Annotated in this window: 15 protein-coding genes; 6 read left to right on the top strand and 9 right to left on the bottom strand. The window is 70.3% G+C overall.

Annotated elements, in window-relative coordinates; translation table 11 throughout:
* Window positions 1–59 precede the first annotated feature (59 nt).
* From AB0K60_RS28500 to AB0K60_RS28515, 4 genes are all read left to right on the top strand, one after another.
* Window positions 60–4,580, top strand: a complete 4,521-nt coding sequence (locus tag AB0K60_RS28500; protein ID WP_364061647.1) for an NEW3 domain-containing protein — start codon at window positions 60–62, stop codon at window positions 4,578–4,580.
* Between the two features lie 38 nt (window positions 4,581–4,618).
* Window positions 4,619–5,530 (top strand): hypothetical protein, encoded by a 912-nt coding sequence (locus tag AB0K60_RS28505; RefSeq protein WP_364061650.1) that lies wholly within the window; start codon window positions 4,619–4,621, stop codon window positions 5,528–5,530.
* Window positions 5,531–5,699: 169 nt separating this feature from the next.
* Complete coding sequence (locus AB0K60_RS28510; protein WP_364061653.1) at window positions 5,700–6,506, top strand: SAM-dependent methyltransferase; 807 nt, start codon at window positions 5,700–5,702, stop codon at window positions 6,504–6,506.
* A gap of 172 nt (window positions 6,507–6,678) precedes the next feature.
* Entirely contained in the window at window positions 6,679–7,491 is an 813-nt protein-coding gene (locus AB0K60_RS28515; protein ID WP_364061656.1) for an SAM-dependent methyltransferase, read from the top strand.
* Window positions 7,492–7,595: 104 nt separating this feature from the next.
* Here the strand turns inward: AB0K60_RS28515 and AB0K60_RS28520 are convergent, their stop codons facing one another.
* Entirely contained in the window at window positions 7,596–8,021 is a 426-nt protein-coding gene (locus AB0K60_RS28520) for an ATP-binding protein (RefSeq protein WP_364061659.1), read from the bottom strand.
* 311 nt (window positions 8,022–8,332) lie between these two features.
* Here AB0K60_RS28520 and AB0K60_RS28525 point away from each other — a divergent pair, with 311 nt between their 5' ends.
* Window positions 8,333–9,658 carry a helix-turn-helix transcriptional regulator gene (locus tag AB0K60_RS28525; protein WP_364061662.1) on the top strand — a complete coding sequence of 442 codons (1,326 nt, stop codon included), beginning with the start codon at window positions 8,333–8,335 and terminating at the stop codon, window positions 9,656–9,658.
* A 52-nt stretch (window positions 9,659–9,710) separates the two neighbouring features.
* Here the strand turns inward: AB0K60_RS28525 and AB0K60_RS28530 are convergent, their stop codons facing one another.
* Window positions 9,711–10,886 (bottom strand): TIGR04053 family radical SAM/SPASM domain-containing protein, encoded by a 1,176-nt coding sequence (locus AB0K60_RS28530; protein WP_364061665.1) that lies wholly within the window; start codon window positions 10,884–10,886, stop codon window positions 9,711–9,713.
* A 344-nt stretch (window positions 10,887–11,230) separates the two neighbouring features.
* On the opposite strand from AB0K60_RS28530, the gene AB0K60_RS28535 reads away from it, so the two are divergent.
* Window positions 11,231–12,424, top strand: coding sequence for an esterase-like activity of phytase family protein (locus AB0K60_RS28535; RefSeq protein WP_364061668.1), 1,194 nt, complete (start codon window positions 11,231–11,233; stop codon window positions 12,422–12,424).
* A 54-nt stretch (window positions 12,425–12,478) separates the two neighbouring features.
* On the opposite strand, the gene AB0K60_RS28540 is transcribed toward AB0K60_RS28535, so the two are convergent.
* The 7 genes from AB0K60_RS28540 to AB0K60_RS28570 form a co-directional block, all read right to left on the bottom strand.
* A complete protein-coding gene (locus AB0K60_RS28540; RefSeq protein ID WP_364061671.1) occupies window positions 12,479–12,715 on the bottom strand; it encodes a type II toxin-antitoxin system CcdA family antitoxin in 237 nt (78 codons plus the stop codon).
* Window positions 12,716–12,901: 186 nt separating this feature from the next.
* Window positions 12,902–13,915 carry an LLM class flavin-dependent oxidoreductase gene (locus AB0K60_RS28545; protein WP_364061674.1) on the bottom strand — a complete coding sequence of 338 codons (1,014 nt, stop codon included), beginning with the start codon at window positions 13,913–13,915 and terminating at the stop codon, window positions 12,902–12,904.
* Window positions 13,916–14,072: 157 nt separating this feature from the next.
* Window positions 14,073–16,964, bottom strand: coding sequence for a SpoIIE family protein phosphatase (locus AB0K60_RS28550; protein ID WP_364061677.1), 2,892 nt, complete (start codon window positions 16,962–16,964; stop codon window positions 14,073–14,075).
* A 160-nt stretch (window positions 16,965–17,124) separates the two neighbouring features.
* Entirely contained in the window at window positions 17,125–18,102 is a 978-nt protein-coding gene (locus AB0K60_RS28555; protein ID WP_364061680.1) for a polysaccharide lyase, read from the bottom strand.
* Window positions 18,099–19,991, bottom strand: coding sequence for a right-handed parallel beta-helix repeat-containing protein (locus AB0K60_RS28560; RefSeq protein ID WP_364061683.1), 1,893 nt, complete (start codon window positions 19,989–19,991; stop codon window positions 18,099–18,101). Before AB0K60_RS28560 ends, AB0K60_RS28555 begins: the two co-directional genes overlap by 4 nt.
* A 12-nt stretch (window positions 19,992–20,003) precedes the next feature.
* Window positions 20,004–21,794, bottom strand: coding sequence for a hypothetical protein (locus AB0K60_RS28565; RefSeq protein ID WP_364061686.1), 1,791 nt, complete (start codon window positions 21,792–21,794; stop codon window positions 20,004–20,006).
* Window positions 21,791–23,005 carry a glycosyltransferase gene (locus tag AB0K60_RS28570; protein WP_364061689.1) on the bottom strand — a complete coding sequence of 405 codons (1,215 nt, stop codon included), beginning with the start codon at window positions 23,003–23,005 and terminating at the stop codon, window positions 21,791–21,793. The genes AB0K60_RS28565 and AB0K60_RS28570 overlap by 4 nt, the downstream gene beginning before the upstream one ends.
* Window positions 23,006–23,033: the final 28 nt, after the last annotated feature.

Genomic DNA, 23,033 nt, shown 5'->3' on the forward strand with positions numbered 1-23,033 from the left:
CGGTGTTTCCCCGACGTACCGGATGAAGGAACCGGACGCTGACAGAGAGGACCTAGCCCGTGCCGGTCACGATCACCGCCGTTGAGTCCACCGACCTGTTCGTCGGCACCGAGGAGGCGCCGCGGCAGGTGCTGCGCGTGGTGCTCGACGGCCCGCCCGCCACCGTCGTCACCGTCGCCGTCACCGGCCCGGGGGTGTCCGGGGAGGCGACCGGCACGGGCGTGGTCGAGGTGCCGCTCGACATCGCCGACCCGGTCCCCGGGGCCGAGCTGCCGGTCACCGTCACGGTCACCGAGACGAGCACCCTGACCCCGGTGACGGACTCGGTGGCCTTGGAGCCTCCAGCGGCGGCTGGGCCGGTGACTGGGCCGGTGACGGCGACGGGCACGGTGACCGTGGCCGAGCCGGGCTGGACCATGTTCCTCGTCTCCCACTTCCACTACGACCCGGTGTGGTGGAACACCCAGGCGGCCTACACCTCGCCGTGGGAGTTCCTGTCCGGCGACGCGACCACCCGCCCGCTGTGGGAGCGCAACGGCTTCGCCCTCGTCGACGCCCACCTCGACCTGGCGCTGCGCGACCCGGTGTACAAGTTCGTCCTCGCCGAGATCGACTACCTCAAGCCGTACTTCGACATGCACCCCGAGCGCCGCGCCGACCTGCGGCTGCTCATGGGGCGCGGCCAGGTCGAACTGGTCGGCGGCACGTACAACGAGCCGAACACCAACCTCACCGGCGCGGAGACGACGATCCGCAACATCGTGTACGGCGTCGGCTACCAGCGCGACATCCTCGGCGGGGACCCGGCGACGGCCTGGCAGCTCGACGTGTTCGGCCACGACCCGCAGTTCCCCGGGCATCTCGACGCGGCCGGGCTGAGCGGGTCCGCCTGGGCGCGAGGGCCGTTCCACCAGTGGGGGCCGATCCAGAAGAACTTCCGCGAGGCGAAGAACGACGCGCGGGTCATGCAGTTCCCCAGCGAGTTCGAGTGGATCTCCCCGTCCGGGCGGGGCGTGCTCACGCACTTCATGCCGCATCACTACTCGGCGGGCTGGTGGATGGACGCCTCCCCCGACCTGGAGACCGCCGAACGGGCCGTCTACGAGCTGTACGCCAAGCTCAAGCCGGTCGGCGCGACGAAGAACCTGCTGCTGCCCGTCGGCACCGACTACACCCCGCCGAACAAGTGGGTCACCGAGATCCACCGCTCCTGGGCGGCCAAGTACGTCTGGCCGAAGTTCGTGTGCGGCACGCCCCGGGACTTCCTCGACGCCGTGCGCGCCGAACTGGCCGCCAAGGGGCTGCGGCCGAGCCCGCAGACGCGCGACATGAACCCGATCTATACCGGCAAGGACGTCTCGTACATCGACACCAAACAGGCGCAGCGGGCGGGCGAGGTCGCCGCCGTGGACGCGGAGAAGCTCGCCACGCTGGCCGTACTGGAGGGTGTGGGGATTTATCCGGCGGCGGCGCTGGACAAGGTGTGGCGGCAGCTCGCGTACGGGGCCCACCATGACGCGATCACCGGCTCGGAGTCCGACCAGGTGTACATCGACCTGCTGGCGGGCTGGCGGGAGGCGTACGACCTGGCGGCACGGGTGCGCGACAACGCGCTCGACGCGCTCGTCTCCCGGATCGACACCGCCGGTGAGGGCGCCGCGATCGTCGTCGCCAACACGCTGTCGTTCGACCGCTCGGCCCTGGTCTCCGTACGCCTGCCGGAGGACCCCGGCGGCGTCCGCGTCATCGACGACACGGGGGCCGAGGTCGCCTGCGTGATCGACCGCGGCACGCTGCGCTTCTTCGCCGAGAACGTGCCCGCGATGGGCTGGCGCACCTGGCGGCTGCTGCCCGGCGCGTCGCAGGCGGAGCCCGCCTGGACGCCCGCCGCCGGGACCACCATCGAGAACGCCCGCTACCGCGTCACCGCCGACGCCTCCCGCGGCGGCGGCCTGAGCAGCGTGTACGACAAGGCGACCGGGCGCGAGCTGATCCGCGACGGCCGCGTCGGCAACGAGCTGCGCGTGTACGAGGAGTACCCCGCCCACCCGGACTTCGGCGAGGGACCGTGGCACCTGGTCCCGAGCGGGCCGGTCGTCGGCTCATCCGGATCGCCCGCGACCGTACGGGCCGAGACGAGCCCGCTCGGCGCGCGACTCGTCATCGACGGCGTCGTCGACGGCCTCACCTACCGGCAGACCGTCACCCTCTGGCACGACGTGGACCGGGTGGACTGCACGACCCGGGTCGTGGACTACGCGGGGGCCGACCGGCTGCTGCGCGTGCGGTTCCCCGTGGACCTGCCCGGGACGCTGCCGGTGAGCGAGGTCGCCGGGGCGGTCGTCGGACGCGGCTTCGCGCTCCCCGACGTCGATGTCGCCGAGGCCCCCTGGACGCTCGACAACCCCGCGAACACCTGGTTCGGGCTCAGCTCGACCGCACGCGTCACGCTCGCCGACCCCGACGGCGCGCCGCTCGGGGAACGGGCGCTCGGCGTCGCGGAGGTGGTCGTGCCGACGCTCGCCGACGCCGCCGGGGCACGTGACCTCGTCGTCGCGCTCGCCCGCGTCGGCGTGACCGCGACGACCGCGAGCGCCGACTGGTCCAGGTACGGCTGGCTCGACGTCGACTCCAACCTGCCCGACTTCCGGCTGCTCGTCGGCGGTCCCGACGTCAACGACGCGACCCGCGAGCTGCTGGAGCGCGCGGGCGCGGACTACGCGGACGCGCTCGCCCGACACGGCCGCGTCTGGGTGCCCGCCGACAAGCCGCTGCACGAGGTGTGGCAGCCCAACGCCGACCTGCGCGACCTGCGCGCGCTGCCCGCGCTCGTCGTCACCGACCCGGACGCGCTCGCCGCCGACCTCGCCGACGCCCGGGTGTCCGCCGTGTGCCCGGGGACCGTACCGCCGTCCGAGCTGCTCACCGACCACACGGTGGCGCTGCTGACGTACGGTCTGCCCGGCTTCGCGGTGGATCCGACCGGGGCGCTGCACCTGTCGCTCATGCGGTCCTGCACCGGCTGGCCGTCCGGCGTGTGGATCGACCCGCCGAAGCGGACGCTGCCGGACGGGGCGTCGTTCCAGCTTCAGCACTGGACCCACGAGTTCGGTTACGCGCTCGTCTCCGGCGAGGGCGACTGGCGGGCCGCCACGTTGCCGGCGCGGGGCCAGGAGTTCAACCATCCGCTGTACGCCCGGATCACCGCCGCACATAACGGGCCGCTTCCGGCGACCATGTCGTACCTGCGGGTCGAACCGGCGCGGGACGTGCTGATCAGCACGATGAAGCCGACGGGCGACCCGATCGCCCGGGGCTCGGCGTCCGAGGTGGACCCGGCGCGAGGCGTCACGCTACGGCTCATCGAGGCGACCGGGTACGGCCGCGCCGCCACCCTGGACGGGCCGCTCGCGCTCACCGAACCGCACCACGCCGACCTGCTGGAACGCCGGGGCGAGCCGATCTCCGGCGCCGTCGAGCTCGCCGGCTCCGAGATCGCCACCGTCATCGGCATCCCGGCGATCGCCGAGCGCACCGCACCGCCCGCCGCGCCCGGCCCGGATGCACCTCACACGATCCCCCCCGACTCGGCCCCGGCCGACTCGACCTTGTCGGGTTCGGCGGCACCCGCGCCGACCACACCCGACCGGGCCGTACCCAACACACCCGACCGGGCCGTGCCCGAATCGGCCACCCTTAGCCCGGCCGCGCCCGGCTCGACCATGCCCGAGTTGACCACATCCGGCCCGGCCACGCCGAGTCCGGCCACGCCCGGCCCGACCCCGCTCGGCCCGTCCGCCGAGGTGGCCCAGCCGGTGCACGCGCGCTACTGGCTGCACAACCGAGGCCCCGCCCCGATCGGCTACCTGCCCGTCTCGGTCGGCGTCTCCCCCGGCCTGCTGCGCACCGCCAGCGAACCCGTCGAGGCGTCCGTCGTCATCGCCTCGCAATTGCGCGACCGCGCCGTCGAAGGCGCGTGCGCCCTGCTCGCCCCCGAGGGCTGGACGGTCAACCCGGGGCGGCGGCCGTACCGGCTCGAACCGGACGGCCATGTCCGCTTCCCGGTGACGCTCACGCCGCCCGCCGACGCCGAGCCGGGCCTGTACTTCCTCACCGCCAGGATCGAGCACGCCGGCCAGACCATCGAGGACGTCGCCACGATCGCCGTCGGCGACCTCGCCGCGCTCCTGCCCGTGCCCGGTCCCATCCCCGAGGACGGGCAGGCCGCGCGGGGAACGTCCGCCACCACCGCCCGCGAGACGGGCCTCGACGTCGATGTCACCGCCAGGTCGGTACGGGTGCCCCCCGGCGGCTCCGGGCTCATCGGAGTGACGCTCGCCAACCGCACCCGAGGCGAGATCCGCGGCGAGATCCAGCTCGTCTCCCCGTGGGGCACCTGGGACGCCGTCGCCGCCCCCGTGCAGGGCTTCACGCTCGCCCCGGGCGCGTCCCGCATCGCCACCTTCGACGTGGCGGTGCCGCGCGACGCCGACCCCGGCGCGTACTGGGCCCTCGCCAAGGTCATGTGGTTCGGCCGCTGCCAGTACGCCCCGACGATCGAACTGACCGTGCCCCGGTGAACAGCCGCCACGGGGAAGAACCGACCACGACCGGCGATATGGGGCAGAACCGCGGTCAGCGAATCCACCATGACCGGGACTACGGACACGAGCACGATCACGATCACGGGCACCGGCACGACCGTGACAACAACCTGCGGCACCACCGGGACGGCGATTGGGGCGGCGATTGGGGCGGCGATCGCCACGAGCATGGGCATGAAGCCCACCGGCGCGGGCTTCGCCAAGGTTCCGTGCTCGGCCTGCTCGACGGCAAGCCGCTGCCTCGGACCGAGCTCGACCGCCGTCTCGCCGCCCTGCGCGCCGGGCCGCGGTCCTCCGCCCTGCCCGTCCCAGGCAGCCCTGAGGACCGCCAGTTCGTCCGCTGGGTCGCCCAAGTCCTGCTCACCGAGTTGCTGTGCGAGGCGGAGGCGGCCGATCGCGGGCTGAATGTCCATGACGCGCCCCCGGTACGGCTCGACCAGCGGGCGGCCGTCGAACTCGGCTCGATCACGGCCGCCGCGTTCGAGGGCAGCGCGGCCGTACGAGCGGTATACCAGGCGGTCACCGCCGACGTGACCGTCCCTGACGAGCAGGTGGCGGCCTACGCGGCGGCGACCGCCCGGCCGCCCGTCACGCGATGGCGGCTGTCCACGCCCGACGGCGAGTTCGACGCGGCCCCCGGCACGCTTCCCAAACGGCTCGCGACCGCGCTCACCGCCGCCTCCCCCGGCCAGACCGTCACCGTGGACGGCTACGCCGTCACCCTCCTCGGCGTACAGACCGGCGATCCACACCACGACGACGAAGCCTCAGCCGGTGCCGAGGCCGCGCGCCATGTCCTCGACGCGGCGCGGCGGCTGGCCTTCGTCCGCTGGCTCGACCACGCACGCGCCCGCCGGATCCGCCTGGTGCCCGGCCTTGAGCACCCCGGGGACCCGTCCCAGCCCGACAACCACCACCGCCACTGACCCGACCCGCGCCGCCGACGGCCCTCACGTCGATTGCGACCAGTGACATTATGATCAACTTGCGTGACCGAAATCTCCCGTTAGAGGGCAATTGCGACGACACCATGTTTGACGCCCGAAGATTGGGCTAACTTACGACGCGTCCCCTCAGGTAAAGGTGGGAGTGAGGATGCGGAACGAGCGGTTACCAGATGGCATCGACCCGTCCGTACCGAATGTGGCCCGAATGTACGACTACTACCTCGGCGGCAAAGACAACTTCGAGGCCGACCGGGCGGCGGCCGAGCAGATGATCGCCCTGGTCCCCAACACCAGGCGCATCGCCCAGGACAACCGACGATTCCTCATCAAGGCCGTTCAGGAGTCGCTCGACCAGGGCATACGCCAGTTCCTCGACATCGGCGCGGGACTCCCGACCCAGCAGAACGTCCACCAAGTGGCCCTGGAGAGGGCGCCGGACTCGCGCATCGTCTACGTCGACAACGACCCGGTGGTGCTCACCCACGCCCGGGCGCTGCTCGCCGACAACCCACAGACCATCGTCGTAGACGGCGACCTGCGCGACCCCAAGGCGATCCTGACCAACCCCGCCGTCACCGCCCACATCGACTTCTCCCAGCCCATCGCGGTCCTCCTCGTCGCCGTCCTGCACTTCATCCCCGACGACGCCGAGGTGAGCCACATCATCGAGCGGCTCCGCGAGGTGATGGTGCCCGGCAGCCACCTGGTGATCTCACACAGCTTCGACGGCCAGGCCGATGAGGACCTCCGTGAGGAGGGGCACGCGATCTACGCCCGCACCGGCGTCGGTTCGATCACCTCACGCACGGTGCAGCAACTCGAGGGATACCTGCACGACATGGAGATCCTCGAACCCGGCATCATCCCCGTCGAAGGCTGGCGTCCGGAATGGGACGACGTGGTCCCCGACTGGGCCAACCCCGGCCTGCTCGCCGTCGTCGCGAAGATGCCGTAGAGCCCCGGTCACCGCCAGTACGCCCCCTCACGTCGAATGCGACCAGCGCCATAATGATCATCTCGCGCGACCGAAATCCCCTGACAAGTGGTCAATTGCGGTGACAGTACATCCAACGCCCAGAATTGGGCTAACTTACGACCATCCCCTCTCAGGCGAAGGCGAAGCAAGGATGCGGAACGAGCGGTCATCAGACGAGTTCGACCCGTCCGTACCCAACGTGGCCCGAATGTACAACTACGGCCTCCGAGGCAAGGACAACTTCGAGGCCGACCGGGCGTTGGCCGAGGAGATGATCGCCCTGGTCCCCAAGGCCAGGCTCATCGCCCAGGAAAACCGCAGATTTCTCCTCAAGGCCGTTCAGGAATTGGCCGACCAGGGCATCCGCCAGTTCCTCGACATCGGCGCGGGATTCCCAACCGAGGAGAACGTCCACCAGGTGGCCCTGGAGCGCGCACCTGACTCGCGCATCGTCTACGTCGACAACGACCCGGAGGTACTCGCCCACGCCCGGGCACTACTCGCCGACAACCCACAAACCATCGTCGTCGACGGCGACCTACGCGACCCCAAGGCAATCCTGACCAACCCGGCCATCACCGCCCACCTCGACTTCTCCCAGCCCATCGCGGTCCTCCTCGCCGCCGTCCTGCACTTCATCGTCGACGACGCCGAAGCGGGCCAGATCATCGAGCGCATCCGCGAGGTGCTGGCGCCCGGCAGCCACCTGGTGATCTCACACAGTTTCGCGGGCCAGGCCGATGAGCGCCTCCGTGAGGAGGGACTCGCAATCTACGCCCGCACCGGCATCGGAGCGATCACCGCACGCACGCCGGAGCAACTCGAGGGCTTCCTCCACGACATGGAGATCCTCGAACCCGGCATCATCCCCGTCGAAGGCTGGCGCCCGGAATGGGACGACGTGGTCCCCGACTGGGCCACCCCCGGCCTGCTCGCCGTCGTCGCGAAGATCCCAACGCCTTGACCGAGAACCAGCCTGACGTCCCTGGGCCGCGTGGCCGGCGCGGGCAAACTCGCCCGGCTAGTCCTGGTGATGTCGGCAGAGAGGATCGCGGGACGCTGCTCCTGTCAGCCTGAAGGCGCTTCCACTCCGTTCAGGGCGTACGAGAACCAGACGCGGACGCCTCCCTCGGGGAGCCGGTGCCAGGAGACCGTGCGCGCCAGGGCGGTCACCAGTGCCAGGCCGCGCCCGTTCTCGCTCATCTCGCGGCTGAGCGGATCGCCGCTGGTGATGGCGCGCGGCCTGCCGTCCCCGTGGTCGTCGACGGCGCCACGCACACATCCGTCGGCCGTCCACAACCTCAGGTGAACGGGCGCGGCCCCGTGGACGACCGCGTTGGTGACCAGTTCAGAGACGATCAGCAACAGGTCGTGTACGGCCTCGCCGGCCACCGCCCACTCGCTGAGGATCTTGCCCGTGAAGTCCCGCGCCTCCCCCGCCGCACGGCGATCGGCGGAAAGCGTCAGAAGACGGGCGTCGCCGGGCACGGTCATGTCACCGCGCCCCTCTCCCCCGCGCCGCGCCGATTCGGCGCGCGCCGCCATCGGGCAATCTGTCCTGAATTATTGGTATCGGCAGCGCGTCGATACCCGTTTTGATGCAGTTGTTCATTGGGCCCGAATACTCCCGATTCTTGAGTTCAGGAACCCCTCGAGTGCGCGGCACTCCCACGAGTTCCGTTTATTGACTCCGCATTGACCGGCGGCAGGGCCATACTTGAAGCGATGCGGGGATAGGACAAGCCGCATATGACCATTTGTGGTGTTCAGAACTGGACCCAATTGGACCCGCCACGAGGAGCCCGATGACCAAGCCATCAGGTCCGGCCAAGCCGGACGACTTCACCGCCGAGGCTTTGGCGTTCGCGCTTCGGTGGTGGCGCGAGAATGTCCGGCAAATCAGCCTTCGTGCTGCGGGAGAGGCGCTCCCGATGAGCCACTCACATCTGAGCAAACTGGAACGTAACGAGCGATCCGTACCGCCCGATTTGATCCCGCAGCTTGATCGGCTATACGGCGCCGATGGACGGATTGCGGCGTTTTATTCCATGATCAAACAAATAGATCGTCGAGATCTGGGTACGCTCGCTACAGTCCCTTCCGTACCTGTTGAGGAGGACGAGACGGAACGCCGAAGACTTCTGCAGATCGCCGCCGCGGGCATGAGCGCAGGTGCGTTCGGCGGCACGGATGAACCGGTGCGCCGACTTGTCGAGCTGGCGGTCAATGGCGCACATCGCAGCGTCGAGGATTGGGAATTGGCGTGTGCCGATCATCTGCACGCGATCAATACGCTCCCGGCCCGCCAGGTACACGACGACCTCCTTGTCGACCTCCTTGGCATTCAGCAGCAACTGCACAACACCCCCAAAGCCGACCAGACCGAGTTGCAGCGCATCACCGCCGTACTCGCCGCGTTCCACGCCAGTGTCCTGACCCGGCTCAGCGAACGGGGGGCGGCGCTGCGCTGGTACCAGACCGCGCGCGCCGCGTCGGACGCCTCCGGCGATCTCGATCTGCGTATCAGAATTCGTGCGCACGAGGCTGGACACAGCCTTTATGGGCTACGCGACCCAAAGACCGTCCTGCGCCTGACCGCCGATGTCAAACAATTCCTGGGTCCGGACCCTCGTCCGTCGGTCGGCCTGGTGTCGGTCCTTCTGGCGGAGGCGCACGCTCTCGCGCTCCTGGGTCGCGGCGACGAGGCACGCCAGGCCGTACGGGTCTCCACCGATCTCGCGGCCACGAACCTCCCGGTCATCCCTGGTTTCTGGGAACCGTCCGACTACCGGATGTACTTCAATCAAAGCCGGGTGTACTCCGCCGTAGGAGACCAGAAAGCGGCGAGTCGGGCGCAAGAGCACATCTTGCGCGGGCATCCGGATGGCTATCAGGTGCAGATCAATACACGGCTTCACGCCGCGCAGTGCACGGTGGTGAATGGCGGCATCGACGAAGGCGTGCGACAGGCCGCAACGGTGATCGACGCCCTGCCCCGCGCCTACCGCAATGTCATGATCATCGAGACCGGACGGAATGTCTTGCGCGCCGTTCCATTCGACCAGCGTAAGCGTCCGGCTGTCAGCGAATTCCGGGAGGTCCTGGCCATCGAAGCCCCGCAGGACGTCTGATGCTCGACGTTCTCACGTCTATGCGGGAACTCGGCACCGGGCGAGTGCGCATCTATCCCGCGGCGGCGGGGGCCAGGGCGCGGAGGTCGTCCTGGTAGGGGAAGCTGCCCGGTCGGTAGGCGCACCAGGGCTCCTCGGCGTACGGGTCGCCGGTCTCGCCGAAGGCGCGTGAGCGGGAGCCGCCGCAGATCGAGCGGAACTCGCAGGCGCCGCAGCGGCCCTTGAGGCGGTCCGGGTCGCGCAGGCCGGTGAACAGGTCCGAGGTGCGGTAGATGTCGGTGAGCGACTCGGTGCGGACGTTGCCGGCCGATATCGGCAGGAAGCCGCTGGGGTGGACGCTGCCCAGGTGGGAGACGAAGACGAAGCCGCGGCCCGCGTTGACGTCCATCGGTGGGCGGCGCGCACGGCGGGGTGGCAGGTCGAGCTCGGTGAGCCGCTGCCGCAGGCGCTGGTAGAGCGGCCCCAGGCCGAGTGCGGCGACGTGGTCCGCGCCGTGCCGGGCCAGGATCTCGCGCTGGACGGCGACGCGGCGGAAGTGGTGCGCCTCGGTGGTCCGCGCCGGGACGACCTGCCCGGCGTCGTAGACGAAGTTGAGCACGTCTTCGACCTGCTCGGCGGTGAGGCCGGGCAGCAGGGCGCCGCGGCCGGTGGGCACGAGCAGGAAGGCGCTCCAGGCGATCGCGCCCAGGTCGTGCACGATCCGGACCACGCCCGGCAGATCGTCCAGATTGTGACCGGTCACCGTGGTGTTGATCTGCACCTTCAGGCCCAGTTCGCGGGCGGTGCGCCAGGCGTCCAGCGTCCAGCCGTACACGCCGGAGGTCGCGCGGAACCCGTCGTGGATCTCGGCCGTGGAGCCGTCGAGGCTGAGCGAGATGGCGTGCGCGCCGGCCTGCTTCAGTCGGGCGAGGGCGTCGGCGGTCAGCGTCGGCGTCCCGGACGGGGAGACGGCCATCGGCAGACCCATCTCGGCACCGGCCTGGACCAGGTCGTACAGGTCCGGGCGCTGGAACGGGTCGCCACCGGTGATGACGAACAGCGGCGGCGGCGACCCGAACGACGCGACCTGCGCCATGAGCTCGCGCGCCTCGGCCGTGCTGAGCTCACCGGGATTCCGGTCGGGCCGGGCCTCCGCGCGGCAGTGCCGACAGGCCAGCGGGCACGCCTGGGTCGCCTCCCAGATGACGATGAACGGACGGTCGGCCGAGTCATGACGTTGCCTGCGCACGGTACGCATGTCGAAGACATCACCCTTCGCTTGTGATCACGACTCCCGTGCGCGACGTGCGCCGCCCTACGCCCCTCGCAGACAGTACACGAATGGCGCCCAGGCCCGAGAAGGCGGCCTACGGCCCCTGACTGAGGACGAATTGGTGAGTATGAGCTCACACTGGGGGTCACTGAGGGTCACTGGGGGCATGACAGCTCGGCCGGCGTCTTCATCACCGCACGGGTGGCGATCGGTCGGCGGAGTCTTCGCGGGCCGTACGGGGAAAGTTGCTCAGCATGGCCCCATCAGCCGGACTTCTTGCGTTACCTCATGATTCACTCGGTCGTCCTAGCGTGCCCGGCATGAGAATGGGCTTGATTGCTTTCGGCACCGCGGCGCTGATCGCCGGACTCACCGCACCGGTCTCGGCCGACAGCGGACCCGCGCACGACGGGCGGGCGACGCTGACCGGGTTCGCGTCCCTGCCCGCGGAGACGTTCGTCCCCGGCAGCGAACCGTCCGGCTCACAGCTCGGCACGGCACCGATCAACGGGCTCACGCCGCCCTTCGCCGCCCAGCCCGTGCAGGGCTTCAGCGGCATCGTGCCCGCCGGGCGCGGCCGGTACCACATGCTGTCCGACAACGGCTTCGGGGCCAAGAACAACAGCGCCGACTTCCTGTTGCGGGTGCACCAGGTCGAGCCCGATCTGCGGACCGGCACGGTGAAGGTCCTCGGCGGCTTCGGTCTGAGCGACCCCGACGGGCACATCACCTTCCCGCTGACCCGCGAGGACCGCAGGCTGACCGGGGCGGACTTCGACGTTGAGTCGATCGTGCGCGCCGCGGACGGCACGTTCTGGCTCGGCGACGAGTTCGGCCCGTTCCTGCTGCACGTCTCGGCGCACGGCAAACTGCTCGAAGCGCCCATCCCGCTGCCCGGCGTACGGGCACCGGAGAACCCGTTCCTGAACGGCGAAAGCCCCAACCTGGCCAGCAGCAAGGGGTTCGAGGGCATGGCCCGCTCGGTGGACGGCAAACGCCTCTACCCGCTGCTGGAAGGAACCGTCCAGGGCGACCCGGCAGGCACGCTGCGAATGTACGAGTTCGACGTGCGCAAACGCGCCTACACCGGCAAACACTGGACCTATCGCTTGGACGCCGCCGACCACGCCATCGGCGACGCGATCACCGTCGACAAGCACCGCTTCCTCATCATCGAGCGGGACTCGGCCGAGGGCGACGCCGCCCGGACCAAGCGCATCTACCTCGCCGACATACGCGACCGTGACCGCGACGGCACCATGGACAAGACCCTCGTGGCCGACCTGCTCGATCTCGCCAACCCCCGGCGACTGGACGGCTTCGGAAACACCTTCCGTTTCCCGTTCCAAACGATCGAGGACGTGGCCATCCTCGACAACCGCACATTGATCGTGGCCAACGACAACAACTTCCCGTTCTCCGCCGGCCGCACCCCCGGCAAACCGGACAACAACGAGTTCATCACCATACGGCTCGCGCACCCCCTGAACGCCGACCCCCGCGCGATCCCCTGACCTTCTCGCGGGCGATCTCCCTGAGCACACTCGTGTCCAGAAAGAACTGGCCGCTCACTGGCCGTCCTGGCTCTCTATGTGTGCGAGAAGGCGATCTACACGCGCTTCGTCCGCTTTGTCCGCCCTGGCATTCCAAAGGGCGCGCCGACGACGCTCGCGAGCTACGCGCTCGCGAATGGCCTCGTTGACATAGTCGGACAGGGACCGGCCTTTCCCTTCGCCGACCTGCGCTTTGGCATGCTCGATCAGGTCGTGATCGACTGTGACGGTGATGGTGTCCTTGGCGACCATGATCGAAATGTATTGGCCGACTAAGATCTTTAGTATCGCCCCCGACTGAGAGTGACAAGATATAGCTGATTGTTATCGGAGTCGGTGGCTCGGGCCCGGGTACGGCGGGGCGAGCGGTGCTGATCTACGGGGATGGGACGTGGGTTGCCGTCAGAGGGCGGGCGCCGCCGGTTGCCCCGTGGCCGGTCAGGTGGATGGGTGCCAGCCGAGGGCTGGGCCGAGGTGGGTCACCATGTCGGTGAGGATTTGTACGTAGTCGTCGTGGTCGAAGGTGAAGGGGAGGGCGAAGGCGACCTCGTCGACTTCGCGGAAGGCCGGGTGGGCGTGTAGGCGTTCGGCGATTTCGGCGGAGGGGCCGACGATGTCGGGGGAGAACAGTAGGCGGGCCGGGCCTTGTGGGGAGGTGGTGCGGGGGAGGCGTTTTTGGGCGTATTCGTGGTACTTGGCGCGCTGGTGTGGGGTGGCGGAGTCGGTGGGGATGACGACGAGGCCCTGGGAGACGCGGGCGGCGTCGCCGTTGGGGTGGTGGGCGCGGAACGTGCGGATGTGGGAGAGCTGGATTTCGGCGAAGTCCTCGGATTCCTCGGCCTTGACGACGCTGCTGGTGAGGAAGTTCATGCCCTGTTCGCCGGCCCATTGCGCCGAGCGCAGGCTGCCGCCGCCGTACCACATGCGGCTGCCGAGGCCGGGGGAGTGGGGCTGGACGCGGTTGGAGAACACCTCGAAGCCCTCCACGCCGCTGAAGCCGGTGGCGGGCTTGCCGTGTACGAAGTCCAGCAGGCGGCGTACGCGCGTGTAGGTGAAGTCCTCGCGGTCGGCGGTGTCGGGGTAGAGGGCGTCCTTGACCTGCTCGTAGTGCATCGGCGGGCCGATGCTCACGCCTGGGTTGAGGCGTCCGCCGGACAGGATGTCGACGGTGGCCAGGTCTTCGGCGAGGCGTAGCGGGTTCTCCCAGCCGAGGGGGATGACGGCGGTGCCGAGTTCGATGCGGCTGGTGCGCTGTGAGGCGGCGGCGAGGACGGCGATCGGCGAGGAGATGCCGAACTGCAGGTGGCGGTGCCGTACCCAGGCGCTGTCGAAGCCCAGCCGCTCCCCCAGTTCGATGATTTCCAAGGTGGACTCGTGGCCCCGGCGGGGGTCGGCCTCGTCGAACAGCCCGATGGTCAGGAAACCCAGCTTGCGCAGGGGGCGCGAGGTCATCGGCACCGGCCTCCTCAACTGTTCGCGGCGGGCGTCGCCACGGGTCAATGGTTCTTCGATTGTCACAAGGGGCGGGCGGGCCCGGCCAACCGGCCCGTACGCGGTCGGGTCCGATTTATCATGCAATTCTCATAGGAATACTAGTGAATCCCGGCGATCACAACTCGTCGGCGGCGAGGGCGAGGAGCGGGGACGGCCCGTCGAGCGCGTCGCCGGGGCCGGTGAGCGGCTGTTCGGCCCAGATCACCTTGCCGCGGCGGGTATAGCGGGTGCCCCAGCGCTCGGCGAGCTGCGCGACCAGGAACAGCCCGCGTCCGCCCTCGTCGGTGGCGGCGGCGCGGCGCGGGCGCGGGGAGGTCTCGCTGGCGTCGGACACCTCGCAGATCAGGGTGCGGTCCAGGATCAGCCGGACCTGGATGGGCTGGGCGCCGTAGCGGATGGCGTTGGTGAGCAGCTCGCTGAGGATCAGCTCGGTGGTGAAGGCGAGTTCCTCCAGGTTCCAGGCGGCGAGCCGCCGGGCGAACTCGCCGCGGACGCGGGCGACCACGGCGGGATCCGCCGACACGTCCCATCGGGCGACGTGGTCGGGGTCCAGCGCCCGGGTCCGGCCCACCAGTACGGCGACGTCGTCGGTGAGCCGTCCCGGCGGCACGGCGGCCAGCGCGGACGCGCAGGTCTGCGCCGCGGTGCCGCCCGCGCGGTCGAGGGCGCGGTCGGAGGCGTGATCGAGGGCGCGGAGCAGGCGTTCGGCGGCGACGTCCGGGGAGCCGACGAGCAGGCCCCGGGTGTACAGCACGAGTTCGCCGCCCTCGGGGATCTCCACGTCGATCGACTCGAAGGGCGGGCCGCCGAGGCCGAGCGGCTGTCCCCGGGGCAGGTCGAGGAACTCCGCCCTGCCGTCCGGGCGGACGAGCACGGGGGCCGGATGGCCCGCGCCCGCCAGGGTGCAGCGCCGCGAGATCGGGTCGTAGACCGCGTACACGCAGGTGGTGCCGGTGACTCCGGCGCCCTCGGCCGCGCCGGGGACGTCCTGCAGAACGCGCCCCTCCTCGTCGGCCTCCTCGCGTTCCAGGCGGCGGGCCAGGTCGTTGAGTTGCGCGAGGATCTCGGCGGGCGGCATGTCGAGGGCGGCGAAGTTGCCGATGGCGGTGCGCAGGCGGCCCATCGTGGCGACGCCGTGCAGCCCTCGTCCCGCGACGTCGCCCACCACCAGCGCGACGCGGGTCCCCGACAGGCAGATGACGTCGAACCAGGCGCCTCCGGCACCCTCCCAGGCCGGCACGTAGCGGTGCGCGACCTCGACCGCGTTCTGCTCCGGCAGGCGCCGGGGCAGCATGCTGCGCCGCAGCGCCGTGGCCATGACCCGTTCCCGGGTGAAACGGCGGGCGTTGTCCACGCACACCGCCGCCCGTCCGGCCAGTTCCTCGGCGAGGGCGACATCGTCCTCGTCGAAGGGCTCGGACTCCCGCGTACGCATGAAGGTCGCCACGCCCAGGACCGTCTCGTGGCAGACGAGCGGGACGGCGATGATCGACCGGGCCCGCGGATCTCCGATCGTCATGCCGACGCCGCGATCCACCGCGGGCGCCACGGCCCGGGGGTCCGTCCACACCACGGCCTCCTGGGAACGCAGACAGCCGAGCTGCGGGCAGGACGGCGGGTAATGAACCGGCTGCCCCAGCCAGGCGGGGAACAGATCCTCCCGTACGGCTCGCGCCGCCACCCGGCGCAGCCCCTCGCCCATGACCGGTTCGCCGGGCTCCTCCCCGTGCAGGACCGGCTCGTACAGGTCGACGGCGACGGCGTCGGCGAACCGCGCGGCCGTCACCTCGGCGAGTTCCTCGGCCGTCCGCACCACGTCGAGCGTCTTGCCCATGTTCGTGGCGGCCTCGTACAGCACCCGCATACGCTTGCGGGCCGCGGCGGCGATCTTTCCCACGCCCGGTTCGCCGAACAGCAGCAGCCACGGATCGCCCGCCGCCGCCGGCGCCTCGGGCAGCGGCCCGCGGGGCGACTCTCGCGGTGGTTGCTGCGGCGGCGGGGCGGCTCTTCCACCATTGACCGCCCTCGCCCGGACCTGCGCCAGGGTCAGCAGGGGTGTGCCCCGGACGAGTTCCGGCGGCACGGGCTCGGCGGGCGCGGCGAGGGGCTCCCACGGACCGCCCTGGATGCGGACCTGGGCCAGGACGCCGACCGCGGCGGCGGGGTCGGTCATCGGCACCGATCGCAGGACGGCGACCCGTTCGCGGGAGAGCGGGACCTCGATCGCGGCCCGCCGGCCGTCGGCGATCAACTCGGCGGCCTTCTCCTCCAGCAGGAGCCGGTCGGCCCGGGGCAGGTCGCGCAGGCCGGTTCCCGCGCCTCCGGGCGCCAGCCTGCCGGGCAGGTCGCCCGCGCGGAGGAACGCCTCGAACAGCGTGCGCTCGCGCGCCCCGGCCGCCTCCAGCATCCGCCGTTCGACGCCCATCGCGACCTTGTGCGCCAGGACCGCCATCGCGAGATCCTCGTGCTCGTTGTAGCAGACGATGCCCACGGCGCCCCGGATGTGGCCGGTGAGCGGATCGAAGATCGGCACGCCGGTGGCGGTGAGGGGCTGCACGGCGGGCGTGAGGTGCTCGAACGCCGACACGCGGAACGGCCGCCGCTCGTGCAGCGCCGTACCGGTGCCGGTGGGGCCGAGGACGCTTTCGGAGTAGCTGACGCCGATGACGGCGTTCACCCGATCGAACAGGCTCTCCATCTGGGGGTCGCTGAGGTAGCGCAGCTGCAGGATGCTCTCCTCGTTGACGAGGAGCAGCGCGGCGTCCGCGTCGGCGATGATGTGGCGCGCGCTCTCGAACACCGGGCGGGCCATCCGGATGAGGAAGGAGTCCGGGTCGATCTCCACCGGCTCCCCGAAGCCGAGCTTGTCCCAGGCGACCCCTTCGGTCCGCCACCGCTGCCACGCCCGCAGGATGGCAGGCCGAACGCTGTGTTCCACCGGTTCGCCCCGGAGAAACGCCTCGAAGGCCCACTCCGGGGTCTTGCCCTCACCCTGGCTACTTGTCACCTGGCTACCTCTGCCCGCGCCTACCTTCACCGACCACGTACGTACCTTTCATCATAATCCGGAAATTAAGTCGATAAACGGTACAAAACACCCATTGGGGCGGCATGGAATTCCGGTGGCGTCGCCCGCCGAGCGAGGCGGCGAAGCGCCCGGCGGCGATTCAGGAGCCGCCGACCGGTGCCGTCTCGAACCCCGCGAAGTCGATGTGCTGGTCACTGGGGCTGGACCAGCTCGCATCGTCTCCGCCGAAGAAGGTGGAGAAGAACACGCCGTCGATCCGCAGATCGCCGGTGGTCCGGAAGGTCAGGGCGTCCGCACGGAAGACCTGGCGGCCGTCGAGCCGGACCGTGATCGACCCGTCGGCCTTGCCCGGCGTGTTGAGCCGCACATCCTGCTCCAAGCGGATCCACCGGCCTGTGGGGTAGGTCCAGGCCCCACGGCCCAGGGAGGTGCCGTGGTCATGGGACGTGGGCAGGTAGGCGTAGACCTCGCCGGCTCCGGCGCGGCGCCACATGTACCGGGTGGACAGGCCGTCGGAGCCGTCCGGGATCCTGCCGCCGCTGGTCCGGGTCCCGCCGAACAGGCCGGGCAGCTTGCCGCCCTTGACGAAGGCGAACCCGTCGGGGAAGCGCACGTGGTACGTCAGGCGGACCGCGTCGGCCGGGCCGTCGGCGAAGGGCAGGTAGAGCTGGGCGCCTCCTTCGGGCGTGCCGTCCTCGCGGGACGCCTTCCGGCTCGCCGACCCGGCCGGGAACAGTACGCGCAGGATCTCGCGGAACCGCGGGTCGTCGGAGGGGAGCACGTAGGCGCGGTCGGCGAGGCCGAAGGAGCCGCGGTCGCGGACGGTGAGCGTGGGGCCGAAGAACGCGGCGGCGGCGCGTTCGAGCGGCACGCCCTCCGGCCCGGGGTCCGGACTCGCGGGAGCGGTGGTGGGCAGCACGGTCGGAGGCTCGGGCGCGGCCAGGTCATACCCGCAGGAGGCGAGCACGACACAGCCGAGCACGACGAGCACCGAGCCGACCACCCGGCCGATCATCCCGAACCTCCCGAAGTCGCGGGCGCTGCCGTCGCCCGCAGTAGCGTGCCCGGAGGAGGCGGGCGCGTAACGGGCCGGGGCGGCGGCCGTTGGGCCGATCATGCCGGAACCGCCGAGATCGCGTAGTCCACCTCGGTCGGCGCCGGGGCGGCGGCGGTGAACGTCATCACCCCCGAGGGGCTCGCCGTCGCCGTCGCCACCGTCGTGCCGCCGCGCGTCACCCGGTACGTGGTGCCCGGCGTGAGCCCGGCGATCGTGTAGGCGACCGGGAGCCCCGCCGGTCCGGTCACCTGCACGTGCAGGACCGAGGTGACCGACCCGGTCACCCGCGCGGCCACGGAACCGGACGCGGGAACCGCCTTCACCTGGGTGGGCGACACGGTGACCGTGGAGGTGCCGATCTGGGCCGAGGTGAGGGTGAGGGTGCCGCCGGAGGGAGTGAGCGAGGTGCGGGTGGCGCCGCCGTAGACCGTGCCGTCGGTGTTGGTGAACACGATGGAGCTGTTGGAGTCGACGCTCGCCCGCACCGGGGTGGTGATCTGCTCGAACACGGTCGAGGAGGCGGTGGCCGGCGAGCCGAAGGTGGCGTGGGCCAGCGAGGACGGCTGGGTGTTGCCGGCGAAGGTGGTGGCGGTGCTGTTCTGCATGCGGGAGTTGCTCATCGAGCCGGTGAAGGTGTTGCCGGCGAACCGCACCCCGTCCGCATCGTTGATCTTCACGATGTTGCTCTCCGCGCCGTCGAAGGTGTTGCCGCTGAACAGCAGGTTCGCCGGGCGGCCGGACGTGCCGGTGTAGGTGGGCAGGTCGGAGCCCTTGTAGGTGAAGACCGCGTACTTGAGGCTGTCGGTGACGACGTTGCCGGTGGTCTCGGCGTCCCTGGTGCCAACGCTGTAGCGCAGGCCGTACTCGGCGCCGGTGATCCTGTTGTTCCTGACGACGTTGCCGACGCTGTCGAAGATGGCGATGCCGGCGCCGTTCGGGTGGTCGGTGACGACGTTGTTCTCCACGATCGTGTCGATCACGCCGCGGTGCAGCATGATGCCGTGGACCTGGTTGTCCGACGGGTCGTCGTCGCCTTCCGGGATGTACGGCGGGATGCCGTTGCTGTAGCTCTCGTTGTCGGCGATCAGCAGGTGGTCGCAGCGTTGTGAGCAGATCAGGCCGTGGTTGCCGTTGTGGTGGAACTTGTTTCCGGTGATGGTGAGGTGGTCGGAGTCGTCGTGCGGGTCGAGGCCGTAGGCGATGTTGTGGTCGTACTCGCTGTCGATGAAGTCCATCCCGTACGCGTTGTAGGTGTAGACGCCGAAGTAGTTGTGATGGAAGCGGCTGTTGATTTGCTTGCCGTACACGTTGAGGGCGTCGCAGATCGGGATGTTGGCGGCGTCGCAGCCGCGTGCCTTGTAGCTGACGCCGTAGCTCTCGGCGGCGTAATAGCCGAGGTAACCGAGGTCGCTGTCGACGACGTCCATGCGGGACTCACGCGGCGTCGCGCCGTCCATGTAGGAGATGACCCGGATGAAGGCGCGGCCCCGGGCGTCGGCGGGGGCGCCGGCGGGGATGTGCGGGTCGGTGTCCGGGCCTCCGGTCGCCGGGTCCCACGAGGTGATCGTGACGCCCTCGACGAGGATCGTGCCGTACTTGGCCATGATCGAGCTGACCTCGGTCGCGAGCGCGCTCGCGGCCGAGCGCAGGCGTAGCAGGTTCACGTCGCCGCCCTTGGAGACGCCCTGGAGGACCAGGGTGGCGCCGTTCGTGACGGACAAATCGCCCGAGAGCTCCCAGACGCCGGGGCTGGGCGAGGTCAGCGGCGCGTTCGGGCAGGCGGTGGCGATGTCGGTGAGCGTCGCCGTGCCCGATTCCAGGTAGATCGTGTTGGTGGAGGACGCGTAGCGGAACTGTCCCGTGCAGGCCAGCGCCGCCGCGGGGACGACGGTCGCCGGTATGGCGAGCAGCATGACGAGCGTGACGAAAACGAACCTGAGAACTTTCACTGCTTCTCGCCCCTAGCGGTGGTTGAGAACGTGCGATGGTGCCTGGACCGGCCGGGTACGGCCCTGCCGGATCCGATGCACCGCGTAGAGGAGGAGCGTCGACAGCAGCACGCCGATGCCGACCACGCCCAGCCAGGGGAAGGGCGGCAGCGTGATGGTGTTGCCGTCCCGCAGGTCGATGTCGCCGCGCAACGACATGGGCGCGCGGACCCGGGACGCCGTGAGCGTGACCCGCGCCCCCTCCTCGGCCGTGACCCCCGCCTTGGCGGCGAGCACGTCGATCCCGGCGGCCGAGACCGCGGTGCGGGGGGTGGCCCGCACGCCCTGGGTGACCTGGTCGACGCGGGTGCCGGTGAGGGTGGCGTTCGCGCGCAGGGCCAGGCCGGTGGCGGCCCCGCTGATGTGCCCGCCGGTCACCACGAGTCCGGGCGAGGCCGAGTTGACGGCCTGGCCGGAGACGCCGGTGACGGTGAGATCGGTCAGGTGGGCGCCGGAGGTGGTGCGGGTGGCCATCACCCCGGTCACGCCGCCCTCGATGGTGACGCCGGTGAGGCGGACGCCGGACGCCTTGCCGTACAGGAGGGCGCCGGTCTGCGCGGGACGCCACAGGCCGCCGCGTGCGCCGACGTCGGTCGCGGACGTGACCAGACCGGTGGTGGTGCCGTCGATCCGCGCGTTGACGATGTCGACGTCGCGGGTGGGCGGGGCGACGCTGAAGCCGGTCGTTCCGCCCCGCACGTGCGCGTCGAAGATCCGGATGGCGGTGCTCGGCCCGGTGACCCGCACGGCGACCGGCTCATCGACGGTGCCGGGGTTCTTGAGCACGCAGCCGGGGCAGGCGGACAGGCGCACGCCGCCGTCGGTGTTCGCGCCGGTCCGGACGCCGCTCAGCACGAGCGCCCGCGCCCGCTCGGCGACCACGCCGAAGCCCTTGTTCCAGCGGGCGATGACCCCGTTCACGGTACGGCTCGCGCCCCCGGTGACCTGCAGGCCGTCGCCGCCTCCGGTGTCGGCGGCGAGTTTGGTGACGCGGGTGCGGGTGTCGCCGCGCAGCCGTACGCCGACGCCGACGGAGTCGACGACGTCCACCTTGTCGATGACGACGCGGTCGCTGCCGGCGAGCGTCAGCCCGATGTGGTTGGCCTTGACGACCGAGTCGCGGATGGCGCCGGTGGCGCCTTTGCTCCAGGTGATGCCCGAGCCGGTGTCCTTGCCGCCGAGGTACCCGAGTCTGCTGCCGGTGATGGTCAGTCTCCCGCCGTCGCCGACCTTGAGGTACGGCCGTGCGCCGTCTCCGGCGGCGACCGCGCGGCCGGTCGGCGGGTTCCACGAGTACACCTGGGCCTTGTCGATGGTGATCCGGGCCTTGCCCGCCCGGATCCAGGCGACGCGGGAGGGGGCGCCGCCTCCGGCGAGCAGCAGCCGGTTGACCGGCCCGCCCACGTACAGCGCGGTGCCGCCGCCCAGCAGCAGCGCCGCCGAGAGCGTGACGGTGTCCTTGGACGGCCGGGCGATCCACTGGTCCTTGCGGGGCAGCCAGGGCACGTTGCGCACCCGGTCGGCGAGCCGGCCGATGGAGACGGTGCCGCGGGGGCGGGTGAGGCGGGCGACGACGCCGCTGCGGTCGACCAGTTCGACGGTGGCCCGCCGTACGATGATCAGGCGTTCGGGCTCGCCCACGCGTTTCCACGTCGCGATCGCCTTCGCCGGGTCGGGCCAGGTCCCGGCCGCCACCGCCGGTGCGGGGACGGCGGTGACGCCCAGGATGGCGGTGGCCAGCGCGGCGATGATGCGGATGGTCACGCGGGCACCTCGGCGGTGTCCTCGGTGACCCGGGATTGCGTTGTGCGGACGACGACGCCGTTCTCGACGGCGACCTGCCGGGTCAGCCAGCGCTGCTTGCGAATGGTCAGCAAAGCGCAGATCTTCACCACCGCCATCACAAACGACACCAGCACAAACCCCGGCACCAAGAAAAACGACGACGGCCGCCGCGCCAGATGCGGCAAAATCTTCGCCGCCCGGCTGATCCACCACCACGCCGCCAGACAACACACGAAAAACCAGTCCTGCCGCACGACCGCCCACACCATGAACACCGGCGACGCCAGCAACGTGAAACTACTCACCGCCTTATCGACCAACGTGTACGCCAGAAACGGATGCCGCCACACCCACCGCCGCGACAACGCCCGCAAATCCGACCGCCACGTATTCCGCGCCCACCGCAACCGCTGCTTGAAGAAAACCCGCCACCTGGAGGGAAACGTGGACCACACCCGCGCACTGCGCTGCATATAGGTCAGATGACCCCGCTCCAAAACCAGCGTGGTCAGCCGCTTGTCATCACCCGACATGCACGGCACGCCCCAGAACGTCTCGTTCATGAACTCATCGGAGATCTCCAGCAGCAGACGCCGCCGATAGATCGCCGTACGGCCCGACAGGCAGGACACCGCCCGGCCCAGCACGGTCTGCGAGGCGTTCTCATCGAAGTACCGGTAATCCAGGTACATGTCGGTGACCCGCTGCAAGAACCCCTTGGGGTTGTAGACGTTCTGCCGCGTCCCCACCCCGCCGATCCGCGGATCGGCGAACGGCTTGCACACCTCGGCCGCCACGTTCCCGGCCCAGATCGTGTCGGAGTCCACCAGCGCCACCAGTTCGCTGGTGCAGGCCTCCCAGCCCCGGCGCAGCGCGTCACGCTTGCCCGGCACATCGGTCATGATCACCTTGACCGGGTACCGCTCGGCCACGGCCTGGCACACGGTGTCGGTGACGTCGATCACCAGCACGATCTCGTCCACGTCGTTGGCCAGCCAGGACTCGATCGCCCGGGCGAAGATGACCGGGTCCTCCTGGTACACCGGCACGACCACGCCCATCGACAGCCGCAGATCGCCCTTGGCCGGCCGGTACAGCGAGGCGGGCACCCGCCGTACCAGCCAGCACATCCACCGGATCAACCCCAGGATGCCCAGCGGAAGATACGCAAGGTAATAACGAAGCGTCACATCATCCCTTTGGTACGTACTGCGGGCA

Source organism: Thermopolyspora sp. NPDC052614, from assembly GCF_040678635.1.
GTDB lineage: Bacteria > Actinomycetota > Actinomycetes > Streptosporangiales > Streptosporangiaceae > Thermopolyspora.